This window comes from Nodularia chucula CCY0103, from assembly GCF_963923915.1.
GTDB classification, from domain to species: domain Bacteria; phylum Cyanobacteriota; class Cyanobacteriia; order Cyanobacteriales; family Nostocaceae; genus Nodularia; species Nodularia chucula.
In genome coordinates, this window is record NZ_CAWUOL010000021.1 from 14060 (window position 1) to 26485 (window position 12426).

A 12426-nucleotide genomic window follows, 5' to 3' on the forward strand; every position below is an offset into this window, starting at 1 on the left:
GATATTAATTCACTTTATTAGCCAACGGCTACTTTTGCAGAAATCACACCTTGAGATTCTAATACAGCTGCAACTCGTAAAATTAAAGCCTCATTGTAGGGTGCGGCGATGATTTGTACACCTAAAGGTAAACTATCAGGAAGCTGAACTGGGACTGATAAAACAGGTAAGCCAATAAAAGATAAGGGTTGAGTGAATAAACCTAAATGAGGACGCACGAGAATTTCCTCCCCGTTTAAAATCATGGTTTTTTGACCAATTAGCGGTGCAGATATCGGTGTGGTGGGGGCGAGAATTATATCTACATTTTGCCAGATTTCCCGCAGGCGATCGCCATACCACGTTCTAAATCTTTGTGCTTGTAAATACCAACTACTCGGTATTAATGCCCCTGCCAAAAAGCGATCGCGTGTTGCGGGGTCAAAATCCTGGGGACGTGACTTTAAGTTTTCTAAATGCAGATTTGCCCCTTCACTGGCGGTAATCACAAAGGCGGCTGCACGGGCGCGGTGGGCTTCTGGTAGAGTTACATAGTCAGTTACACTTAAAGCCTCGGCTACTTTTTGTACTGCGGCTAAGGCTTGGGATGAAGCACCTTGAGTAAAATAATCATCGGCGATCGCCATTCTCACAGCAGAGATATCATGATATAGTTGCGGTATAGATAATTCGGGAGAGCGTTGTGTACAAACCGGGTCGCGGTCATCCTCACCTTGGAGGACATCAAAAACCGTAGCAATATCTTGTACTGAACGGGCAAAACTGCCAACATGGTCAAGGCTGCTAGAAAATAAAGCCACCCCAGCACGAGACAACCGCCCATAAGTGGGTTTAAAGCCCAACACGCCACACAAAGCCGCCGGAACCCGAATTGAACCATTAGTATCAGAACCCAGGGTTAGAGGGACTAAACCCGCCGCTACAGCCGCAGCCGAACCACCGGAGGAACCGCCAGCAATTCTCTGTAAATCGTGGGGGTTGTGAGTCACACCATAGTGAGAATTTTCGGTAACAAACCCATAGGCGTACTCATCCATATTTAAAGCGCCCACTAGTATCGCACCGGCTTGTTTTAACCTTGCTACTGCTGTCGCATCTTGGCTTGCGGGAGGATTTTCGGCGTTAATTTTCGACCCAGCTAAAGTTGTTAAACCAGCGATGTCATAAAGATTTTTCACCGCAAAAGGCACGCCAGCTAACACACCGGGATTTTTACCTTGGGCGATTTCTTGATCAATTTTCGCCGCATCTCTTAAAGCTGTTTCCGCAGTGATGGTTGTAAAACAATTGAGTTGCGGATTTTGGGCTGAAATTCTAGCTAAAGCAGCTTGGGTAACTTCTACTGCGCTTACTTCCCCACGATGTACAGCAGCAGCGATGGATACAACATCATTCATGGTTCAAACACAGGCGCAGGTTCGACATCCTCAGATAAAGGAAACTCATTCACTAATTGCGCGATCGCACTAATTATCTCAAAATTCTGCACTACCCCATCAATATATTCATCCCCAAGCTGTAAACCCAACAACAAAGCCACTTCCTCAACATAACTCCTCATCCCCTTTCCCTCCCTACTTCTTTGTGTACTTTGCGTCCTTCTCCCAAGGGGAGACGCTACGCGAATGCGGTTCGTTCGTTAAATCCTCATCAAAGCCCCAGGACCAAGAGGTAAACCGAAAATAAACCAGATAATTAATAACATAGACCACCCTAACAAAAAGGCGATCGCATAGGGTAACATCATCGCTATTAATGTCCCTATTCCTAAACTTTTATCGTATTTTTGCCCAAAGGCGACGACTAAAGGAAAATAAGGCATCAATGGGGTGATAATATTAGTTGTAGAATCGCCAATACGATATGCAGCTTGGGTTAGTTCGGGTGAATATCCCATTAACATGAGCATGGGTACAAATACAGGAGCCATAATTGCCCATTTTGCTGAAGCTGAACCCACAAATAAATTCAAAATCATACTGACTAAAATAAATAGGAGCAATAACGGTGCGCCTGTAATTCCTGTAGACTGGAGAAACTTCGCCCCATTTATTGATAAAATTGCCCCTAAATTACTCCAGTTAAAATAGGCAATGAATTGAGCCGCCATGAATGCTAAAACTATATAATATCCCATCGCACTCATGGAATGACTCAAGGCTTTAGCTACATCTTTATCATCGTGAATAGTTCCGGCAACCTTACCATAAAAAATCCCTGGAATCAGAAAAGCTAAGGAAATAATTAACACAATGCTATCCAGAAAAGGTGAGGGAATAATTGTGAAGTTTTCTGGATGTCTTAAAATTCCTTGGGGTGGTAAAATCAGGAATAGCACACAGCCGATAAATGCTAATAAACCATAACTAGCCCAGCGTAAAGCTTTATTTTCTAAGGCACTGAGTTGAGTCCTGGGTAAATCAACTTCTCCTGTGTAATTACCTAATCTTGGTTCCACAATTTTCTCTGTGACTAACCAGCCAATTGCCGTAATTAAAAATGTGGAAACTACCATAAAATAATAATTAGCAGTGGCATTGACTTGATAATTAGGATTAATTAATTCCACTGCACTTTTAGTTAATCCCGCCAGTAACGGGTCTAGGGTACTGATGAGTAAATTGGCACTAAATCCCCCAGATACCCCCGCAAAAGCCGCAGCTAAACCCGCCAAAGGATGTCGCCCAAAAGCTAAAAAAATAATTGCTCCCAGGGGTACAAGTACCACATAACCTGCATCAGCAGCGAGGTTAGCCATGATACCTGCAAACACTACCACGGGACAGATAAATTGACTAGGGGCAATTAATACAACTTTGCGGAGTAATGCTGCCAGCAAGCCAGTATATTCGGCAACACCTACCCCCAACATGGCTACTAATACAGCACCTAGTGGGGGAAACTCGGTAAAGTTTTTGACAGCAGATGTGAAAATGCGGCGGATACCTTCAGGAGTAAGTAAAGATACTGCAACTATAGTTTCGCCGTTTCCGGGATGGAGGACAGAAAGGTTAAAAGCAGCTGCGATCGCACTGACTGCAATTACCATTAAAGATAAAAGGAGAAATAGTGTCAGTGGGTCAGGGAGTTTATTTCCCACATATTCAATGAAGGTAAGAACTTTTCCTAACCAAGCAAATTTTTGACTCTTTTGAGGACTCATTAGACATTGACCAAAATTAAAGATAAATTTCCCATAATCCTTATAGACACGTTCCATGCGTCTCTACTTTGTCACCTCTTTCCTTCTTCTCTTCTCTTGGCGAACTTGGCGACTTGGCGGTTCGATAATAGTATTCCTACAGTGACCGTAATTGTCTAGCGCGTAACCGTTCAGCACTACCAGTAGGAATAGAAGCAATTAATTTTTGAGTATATTCTTCCTGGGGTTCTAAATAAATACTCTCAGCCGTTCCTTGTTCTACAATTTGACCACGATTCATCACTAAAATGCGATCGCTCATAAATTTAACTACACTTAAATCATGAGAAATGAAAATATAAGTCAGTAGAAATTCCTCTTGCAATTCCTTCAGCAAATTTAACACCTGCGCCTGTACAGACACATCCAAAGCCGAAACCGACTCATCGCAAATAATAAACTTAGGATTTAAAGCCAAAGTCCGCGCAATACAAATCCGTTGACGTTGACCACCAGAAAACTGATGCGGATAGCGGTTGATTGCATCTGCACTTAAACCCACCCGTTCTAAAAGTTCCACCACACGGTCTCGGCGTTTTTCCTTAGTTTGACCCACAGAGTGAATTAACAAAGGTTCCATTACCGCAGCGCCAATTTTCATCCGGGGGTCTAGGGAACTGAAAGGATTTTGGAAAACAATTTGCATTTCTCGGCGCAACTTCTGCAACGCTTCACCCCGGAGTTTAGTGATATCTTGACCCTCAAAGATAATTTCCCCACTCATCGGTTCAATTAAGCGCAGCAAACTTCTACCCAGAGTAGTTTTACCACAACCAGATTCTCCGACCAAACCCAGAGTTTCCCCAGGCTTAACATCAAAGGAGACATTATTTACCGCCATGTTGTAGCTATTGATCATACCAAAGACTCCCCGCACCGGAAAACCCACCTGGAGGTGACGCACTTCCAATAAAGGTGATTTCCTATTCAGGTTTTCCCATCGTTGAGATATTTCCTCAAGGCTAATTTCTGGGGGATGTGGAGGTTCTTTCCCCCGAATAACTTCCTCACCATTGGGAGTTACTTCCACACTCATATAGTCAGAAACAGTCAGCAGTTTGTGGGGACGGCGGTTGAGTGTAGGGCGACAAGCCACCAAACCCTTAGTATAGGGATGTTGAGGACTACTAAAAATTTGTGCAACTGCATCGTATTCCACAATTTTCCCTTTGTACATCACCCCTACTTGGTCAGCAATTTCCGAAATTAATCCCAAATCGTGGGTAATAAAAATCATCGCCATTTCACGGCGTTGTTGCAATTCTGCCAACAAATCCAGAATAGTTGCTTGGACAGTGACATCTAAAGCCGTAGTGGGTTCATCAGCAATTAACAGCAAAGGATTACAAGAAATCGCCATTGCAATCATCACCCGTTGTAGCTGACCTCCAGAAAGTTGATGCGGGTAACGTTGGAGGATAGCTGCTTTTTCTTGCTTGACTAATTTAGCCAACTTGAAATCATCTGCTTGGCCGTAATTGGCAATACACTGTTGTAGTATAATATCATCACTAGGTAGAAGCTTTACCTCTTGCAAAAGTGCGATCGCAATGCCTTTGGCTTCAGTTTCCGAGACATTCTGGTGTCGCCTAATTCCTTCAACCATCTGAAACCCAATGGTAAACACTGGATTTAGAGAACTCATTGGTTCTTGAAAAATCATAGCAATATCACCGCCTCGGTGTAGCTGCATTTCTTCAGCAGACAACTTCACCAAATTAACCGCTTCTGCACCAGGCTGAGAACGAAACCAAATCTCACCACCGCTAATCTTACCCGGACTTTGCAACAAACCCATCACAGCCAAAGCCGTCACCGATTTACCGCTACCCGACTCCCCCACTATCCCTAGAGTTTCACCACGATTAATTGCAAAGGATATATCATCCACAGCTTTCACCGTGCTACCATCACCGGCAAATTCAACTTGTAGATTACGAACCTCTAGGACAGCTTCATTCATAGGAATCAGGTATCAATATTTCGGTAAAATTATTAGGATTTTAGCAATACTTCTGATGCTATATTCCCTCACACAGAATTTTTACTTAATATTACCTTAACTTCAGCGTATCTCTACTTCGTGACTTCGTGTTAAAAAAACCACCAAGACCCAAAGAACGCCAAGAGAAACCTATTTGTGAGTTTGTGTTAAAAAAATAATCCTTTACCCAGTGCATCTTTGATGAAAAATCAACTGTGGAGAAGTAATTAAACCCTGATTTTATCCTTTAACTTAGTTACCTCTAACTTTTCAGCCAGCGATAATCTTGGGTTTCCTACCATTAACCCAACCTACCGTTAATTTAAATCTTACAGTTTACAAGTCTAGATGCGAGATAAGAGAGATTAAACCCCAGCAATTATACAAATCTTCACGGTGCGGAAGGTGACTGATCCACGGAAGATGGCCTACTGGTGCTTTTATATCAAAAGTAATATCACTGTAGTACAACCAGTTTTCTTCTTTTTGCGATCCTAACAACGTTGAAAACCAGTCTCCTCCTTTTCCCCATATTTCCTTGTCGCCAAAAGCTCCCCATATTTTCTTGTTGTAAATATCACTGTAGTGCAACGAGTTGTCTTCTTTTTTCCATCCTAACAACGTTGAAAACCAGTCTCCTCCTTTTTTCCATCCTACCCTGTCACCAAAAGCTCCCCATATTTCCTTGTCGTATTTTCTTGTTCCCCCCAAACTTTGATAAATGCGTTTCTGCACAGAAAAACCGAAGCGCCCATTGCTATATTTTACCCACAACTGGTCAATAGTGCGGAGGTCTGCACAGGGAAAGTTATCAATACTTTTTTCATCTAACCAACCTTCTTTTTCTCGCTTCGCTATAGCTAACATTACCCGTGCTGTTTCCGCATCTGCTTCTTCCCACATTCCCCCAGCGAGTAAGTCACGCAACTTCCTATAGTCCATCCCCACTGGTGATTTTAATCCCTCCTCGCTTGCGGGGTTAGGGGGTGGGGTTGTTCTTTCTGGGTTTGCGGCGTTAGGGGGTGGGGTTCTTCTATTAAATGAAACAGGATTTAAAACATTCACAACTTCCGCAACAGACTGATAACGCTGTTTGGGTAAAGGACTTGCTAACCTTTCCAGAATCTTACCCAATTCATCACTGACAACATTCCCATTCAGATAATCGCGCCATACCCATTCCCCCTCCATCACATCATATAAATCAAACGGACTGATGTCAGTTAATAAATGTAGACAAGTTACCCCTAAACTATATAAATCACTAATAAATTTAGGCTTTCCCATTGACTGTTCCGGGGCGCAATATTCCGCAGAACCGATAATTGTAACTGTAACTGTGCGCTGTTTTTGCTCGACTACCTTCGCTGCGCCAAAATCCACTAAAAATAACTTGTTGTCAGAACTGCGACGAATGATATTTTCTGGGTTAATATCTCGATGAATTACCTGTTTACTATGAACAAACTGCAAAATCTCTAATAGTTCTATTAATAATTCTCTAATCTGCTTTTCCGAAAAAACCCCATTTTTATTTAACTCCGCTTCCAGGGTTTCCCCTTTGACAAATTCTTGCACCAAATATTGGCGGTTATCGGCGGTAAAATACGCCATTAATTCGGGAATTTGCGGATGTTTTCCCAACTCTTCTAAACGTTCTGCTTCTTGTGCAAATAACTGAGAAGCCTTTTCAATACTATCTGTCCCCTGTGCTTGGGGGAGAAATTGCTTAATCACACAAAAAGGTTTTGAGGGTTTATCTTCGTCAATGGCTAAAAATGTCCGCCCAAAACCCCCTTGTCCTAAAATTGACTGTGGTGCATACCTTTCTCTGAGGAGTAATTTGCTCCCGCATTTTTGGCAAAATTGGAAATTATCGGGGTTGGGGTGCAGACATTCAGGATTCAGACATTGACGCATAGATTCACAACCACTGATGTGTTATTTATGGCTGTAAAAATTATACATTGTTTCCTCCTGGGATGCGCCCCATCCTGATCAAGTAGAAAAAAAATTCTTAATCAGGAGAGGGTTAGGCTGAGGTTTCATCAACCATACCCCGTGAGAAAATTTCTAAGCTGTTCGATTTGCTCGCAACCAGTGAAGTAAATCGTCAGAATCGGTAAAATCTAATAAAGCTTCTCCCAGTGCTTCTAACTGTACTAGTGAAAGAGCTTGAATATCTGTTTTCTCCTCTTCTGGTAATTCTCCCACCCTTTTTTGTAGTAGCCTGATCACCAGTTCTTGTTGTCCCCGCTCGTAGCCAATGCGCTCACCTGTGGTAATGTAGCTCATAGTCCTTTCCTGCTCGAATTGTTTAAACTCTTGCCAAAATTCTGTTTCCAAGTCTTTTGGTAAAATCATAACCCAATCAATAAATCGGTACAGGTTACGAATATCCCTTTCCTGAAAGCCTAATTCATACAATCGCCTAATTAAGCTAAATTTCCAACTTTTGCGTTCTCCTGACTTTTTAATGGTTTGCTGCGTCTTTAAATGCGCCATTACCACTGTAGCAAAGGGATTATCGCTGGCTTCTAATTCTTGCCATCGGTTCTGATAATCTAACAGCTTGACGGTGCCAAATTTAAAATCCAGACTGCTATCGGGGTAACTATAACTATATTGGTTTGGTCGCCATTTGGGGTCAGCATCACACAAAATCGCTAAACTAATTGCAGGTTGACCAAATCTGTCAAAAATTCGCAGATTGTAAGAAAACATCCTCTCAGCAAATGTCTCTTCTCGGTTGGCTTGGATTTCCACATGAATTAATAGCCAAACTTCTTCACCGTTAATTTGCCAAACTTTAACTAATTTATCTGCATAGCGTCTACCTTGTTCAGCATCACGGGCGATTTGTTGAAATTCTTTATCGAGAAATTCGTGGGGACGTTCCCAATCAATTAATGCTGCTGTTTGGGGAAAGAAAAATTGCATAGCTTGGGGAAAGTATGCTTCTAAAATTTCTTTCCAGGGGCTATCATTATCGGCTCTTGACAGTTCCTCAGTCATTAATACAAAAGCATTTTTGTTAGTAATTATTGCTAGAATATCATGACTACTGATGCTCAATACTATCAAAGGTATTGCTCCACTGTTACACTGTCTACTGAGATAAATCCACAGGTGTGGGAGGGATGCGAACTAAAAGATGAGAACGAAGTGTTCCCGCTAATTTCCCAGGTAAAACATATCCGTAATTCCCGCCGTGGGGTTTTCTTGACTGACAACATCACCATTAGGTAAGTTTAATTGGGAATTAGGAATGTCAATAACATAACTACCTGGGAGCGTGTTTAATCTCAAATTGTAGATTAAGGTTGACACTTACACATCTTTGTCAGCATTTCATTAAATATCAAATCACTTTTTTACTGAATATTTATTCAAAAAGCATTCTGTAATTTTTCAGTTAATCAAATAATTTAAAAATGTAGTTATTCAACATTTTTAGTGATTTTAAAGGCATATTATTATGACTTAACAGAGGATTTCCAAATTATCGCTCATTAAGGCAAAAATAGGTATTGAACAGAGACCAAATTTTGTCAATTTTCCCCAACAAGTTATCAAACAATGATTTATATTATGTCTGGCTAATTATTTGTCATCAACTTTTTCCTGTGATCTATTCCCTATTCCCAACCCTCTCAAATATGAGAACTATTCAAACAGACGTGATATTATTTTTGTATATTTAACCAGCCAAATCAAAATCAGAAACTGCTTAAACTTAAAATAAGCAATCGAAAATTCTCAAAACTAAGTTTCCGCCCTGATGCGCCTGGAGTGTTTTAGGGTAGCCGAAAAAATTCACATTCTACTGATTGTAGCAGCTATTTTCAGGTAAGGTTGATGAAAAGTGATACACCAGAAGAGTTAAACTCAGATAAAGAAATTGAACGCTTAATAGATGAAGTAATGTCCTCAACCCTAACTGACCTCACAAATGAACAGTACCGGAAAAAGATGCAGCGCCGTAAGGAAGTCCAAGAACGGCGGATAGCGCACGCTGTACCAGAAAAAGGGTTAATTATAGTTAATACTGGTAACGGTAAAGGTAAAACGACTGCGGCTTTGGGAATGGTGTTGCGATCGCTCGGTCATGGTTATAAAGTAGCAATCATTCAGTTCATCAAAGGCGCTTGGGAACCCGCAGAAAAAGCAGTGTTTAGTATGTGGGAAGACCAAATCGAATTTCACGCTATGGGGGAAGGTTTTACCTGGGAAACTCAAGACCGCGATCGGGATTTAGATAAAGCCAGCGCCGCTTGGCAAAAATCATTAGAATATATCCGCAATCCCGAATTTCAACTAGTGCTGTTAGATGAAATTAACATCGCCCTGAAAATGGCCTATCTACAAGTAGATGAAGTTTTAGCAGGTTTGGCAGAAAAACCAGCAAATAAGCACGTCATTCTCACTGGTAGAGGCGCACCATCTGCTTTAATTGAAAAAGCTGATTTAGTTACCGAAATGACTTTGATAAAACATCCATTCCGGGATCAAGGAGTGAAGGCGCAACCAGGGATCGAGTTTTAATTTACACTGCTGTAAAATTGTTTACAATTCTCCAAAATGCCTTCGTCGTTAGCGCTGATTAAATCAATGCGATGATAGTCTTCCAGCGTCACGGAATAAGGATAGCTCCTGGTTTGGTCATCATTGTAGCTAGGTATTTGGAATTGATTACCTGTGGCGACTGGATTCACACCAATTTCACCGGGAGAAGTTGTCACAGTCATCGCCAACTCTCCCGATTGCTCAATAGCACCTTGAAAGCAACTAAACTCTGATTGTGGCATATATAACGCCCCTGTTATCCTACCTTGGCGCTTCTCAAACAGGATATACCCTTGCCCAACTTGGTCAGATATTGGTGATTGACCATAAAGATAAGTCCCATCTTCAGTGGGAAAATTCCCTCTTGTCCGTACTGGAGTACGACTAAATAGCCCGGTATTGAGAGCCGGAGTATTAATATTCCTTAGTAACTGGGTGGAAAAGATCAATCTAGAACGCTGTTGAAGTTCACCCTTTACCGGATTTGTCGTTTGCAGTTGGGACTGTGAGAGATTTTTTCTATTTTCTCTTTCAATAGCAAGTTTGCGAATCAGATTTCTGTGTTCTCGAACTTGTCTCAGGCGAGACAATACAGGTGTTTGATTACTGGAACCTACATGAGCATCTAAAGGTATAGCAGTAGATGTTCTTTGGATTTGGTTACTTAATACTGGTGTAGTTTGTTCACCCACTACGCCTAGTGTCAGAAGTAAGCTTAAAAGAGGAAGTCTCCACTGACCTACGGAGAATAATTTAGTTATTTTGTTAAGCACCTGATTCCTCCTGTCAAAAAATCAACTATTCCCTCTACTACTTACTTAAACCCTAACCAAATATACATTGTTCTCGGCTCTGCCCAGAGTGCTATATATTTTACACTTCTATTATCTAGGATAATTGTGTCAAAAAACGCAGTATTGTCTCTAATTCTACCTTAAGGTTGCACATTAAATTACAATTTCACCACTTTCTACCTCTTTCGACATATTGATCCCCTGGTGTGGGAGAAGAGGTGGGGGGTGTGGGAAGTATGGGAAGTGTGGGAGGTGTAGGGAAAGATTGTTACTATCTAATACCCAATACCCAATCCCCAGTCCCCAATCCTCAGTCCCCAGTCCCCAATCCCCGATATCACAAAAAAAATCGCCCCCTGCGTTCAGGAGGCGCGTCACAGCAAGCCATCTGCTTTTAGCTAGCAACGTACTCTTTGACATTGGCGCGACGACGGCGTAAATGAGCAAGAGCTTGATGTTCTAGCTGACGGACGCGCTCACGGCTAAGATTTAAGCGTTCACCCACTTTGGCTAAGGACATTTCGTTCCCATCTTCTAAGCCAAAGCGCAGGGCTAAAACTTCTCGCTGTTGGGGGGTGAGTTCTGCTAACAAGTTATTCAGGTCTTGACGCAAGAACTCTTGAGTAGTGTAATACTCAGGCGATGGGCCATCATCTTCCAGCATTTCTTGCAATTCCGTATCCTGGTTATCGCCAACTTTCACATCTAAGGAAACTGGTTGACGCGCCATGTTCAGATACTCGCGGATTTGCATTGGCTCTAGTTCCAATTCTTGAGCAATTTCTGCCGGGGTAGGCGATCGCCCCAACTTTTGCGCCAGTTCTCGCTGTACTTTCTTGATTTTGTTCAGTTTCTCGGTGATATGAATCGGTAAACGAATGGTACGGCCTTGTTGGGCGATCGCACGGGTAATCGCTTGGCGAATCCACCAGTAAGCATAGGTGGAAAACTTGTAACCCCTAGTGGGATCAAACTTTTCTACACCCCTTTCTAAACCTAGAGTTCCTTCTTGGATCAAATCCAAAAACTCCATGTTCCGCTTTTGGTACTTCTTGGCGATCGCCACCACCAGGCGTAAATTCGCTTCAATCATTTTCTGTTTAGCTCGTTTACCTTGAGCTACATTCTGTGTCACCTCTGTTTCCGACTGGTTAACATGAGCCGCCCACTCTGGTAAACTGGGTTCATGCTCTAGTTTTTTGGCTAAATCATCTTTAGCTTCCAGCAGCATCATCATCTGTTGTACCTGCTTGCCAAAAATAATCTCTTCTTCACGAGTCAGCAACGGTACACGACCAATTTCGCGCAGATAGGTTCGCACCATATCGGCAGTGAACTTGGTATTCAGGTTTTCGGTTTTGGTGTTAACAATAGCCATTGGTGCGTTGTCCTCTACTCCGTAAACACAACGGATCTTGAAATAAATAAATCAGGTCTGGAAAGGTAGTACACATATCACGGAACATAGGGCGCTACCAAAAGAAGTCAATTCATACACCGCTTATGCAGTATCAAGAAGATGCATCCTTGATATAGGTTCCTCTACCTTCCCTAAATTTGTGAATCTCTTACAAGCACACTTGCTTATTTGTGATAATTCTTTTTATCCTCAGCTGCGCTCCGCAGCTGTTCAATGTGAAGTCGATATGAGTTCTACTTATCTTATATTAAGACAAATTAACCGGATAGTAAAGTATCTCAGAAAAATCTTACAATTATAATCCAAAAGTGGTCTCTTGAAAAAGAAATAAATTCCCTCACTTTGACTAACTATATCTATAGTGACGCTAAAACCCCCTCCTCAGTTGCTGAAAACTAGCCGGATAACCGAACTGTGTAGCCTGAGAACATGGAGTGATGTTACGAAACTTGAAAATTTG

Annotated in this window: 10 protein-coding genes; 1 reads left to right on the forward strand and 9 read right to left on the reverse strand. The window is 41.9% G+C overall.

The window, feature by feature from the left end:
• Positions 1-17: 17 nt before the first annotated feature.
• The 7 genes from ACM0OP_RS08600 to ACM0OP_RS08630 form a co-directional block, all read right to left on the reverse strand.
• The gene (locus tag ACM0OP_RS08600; protein WP_414527985.1) at positions 18-1397 is read right to left on the reverse strand and encodes an AtzE family amidohydrolase; all 1380 of its coding nucleotides are present in this window, start codon (positions 1395-1397) and stop codon (positions 18-20) included.
• Positions 1394-1561: a DUF4089 domain-containing protein gene (locus tag ACM0OP_RS08605; protein ID WP_414527986.1), complete on the reverse strand. Its 168-nt coding sequence runs from the start codon at positions 1559-1561 to the stop codon at positions 1394-1396. The genes ACM0OP_RS08600 and ACM0OP_RS08605 overlap by 4 nt, the downstream gene beginning before the upstream one ends.
• Before the next feature lie 78 nt (positions 1562-1639).
• Positions 1640-3163, reverse strand: a complete 1524-nt coding sequence (locus ACM0OP_RS08610; protein ID WP_414527987.1) for an AbgT family transporter — start codon at positions 3161-3163, stop codon at positions 1640-1642.
• 136 nt (positions 3164-3299) lie between these two features.
• Positions 3300-5165 carry an ABC transporter ATP-binding protein gene (locus ACM0OP_RS08615; protein ID WP_414527988.1) on the reverse strand — a complete coding sequence of 622 codons (1866 nt, stop codon included), beginning with the start codon at positions 5163-5165 and terminating at the stop codon, positions 3300-3302.
• Positions 5166-5522: 357 nt separating this feature from the next.
• A complete protein-coding gene (locus ACM0OP_RS08620) occupies positions 5523-7106 on the reverse strand; it encodes a GUN4 domain-containing protein (protein ID WP_414527989.1) in 1584 nt (527 codons plus the stop codon).
• A gap of 153 nt (positions 7107-7259) precedes the next feature.
• On the reverse strand, positions 7260-8201 hold the full coding sequence (locus tag ACM0OP_RS08625) for a DUF4351 domain-containing protein (protein ID WP_414528025.1): 942 nt from the start codon (positions 8199-8201) through the stop codon (positions 7260-7262).
• Positions 8202-8360: 159 nt separating this feature from the next.
• The gene (locus ACM0OP_RS08630; RefSeq protein ID WP_414527990.1) at positions 8361-8516 is read right to left on the reverse strand and encodes a hypothetical protein; all 156 of its coding nucleotides are present in this window, start codon (positions 8514-8516) and stop codon (positions 8361-8363) included.
• Between the two features lie 528 nt (positions 8517-9044).
• Between ACM0OP_RS08630 and cobO the strand changes: the two genes are divergently transcribed.
• Complete coding sequence (gene cobO / locus ACM0OP_RS08635) at positions 9045-9731, forward strand: cob(I)yrinic acid a,c-diamide adenosyltransferase (RefSeq protein ID WP_414527991.1); 687 nt, start codon at positions 9045-9047, stop codon at positions 9729-9731.
• Here cobO and ACM0OP_RS08640 read toward each other — a convergent pair.
• The gene (locus ACM0OP_RS08640) at positions 9728-10525 is read right to left on the reverse strand and encodes a hypothetical protein (RefSeq protein WP_414527992.1); all 798 of its coding nucleotides are present in this window, start codon (positions 10523-10525) and stop codon (positions 9728-9730) included. The two genes, cobO and ACM0OP_RS08640, sit on opposite strands and share 4 nt — an antisense overlap.
• 415 nt (positions 10526-10940) lie before the next feature.
• On the reverse strand, positions 10941-11924 hold the full coding sequence (locus ACM0OP_RS08645) for an RNA polymerase sigma factor, RpoD/SigA family (protein WP_414527993.1): 984 nt from the start codon (positions 11922-11924) through the stop codon (positions 10941-10943).
• Positions 11925-12426 lie beyond the last annotated feature (502 nt).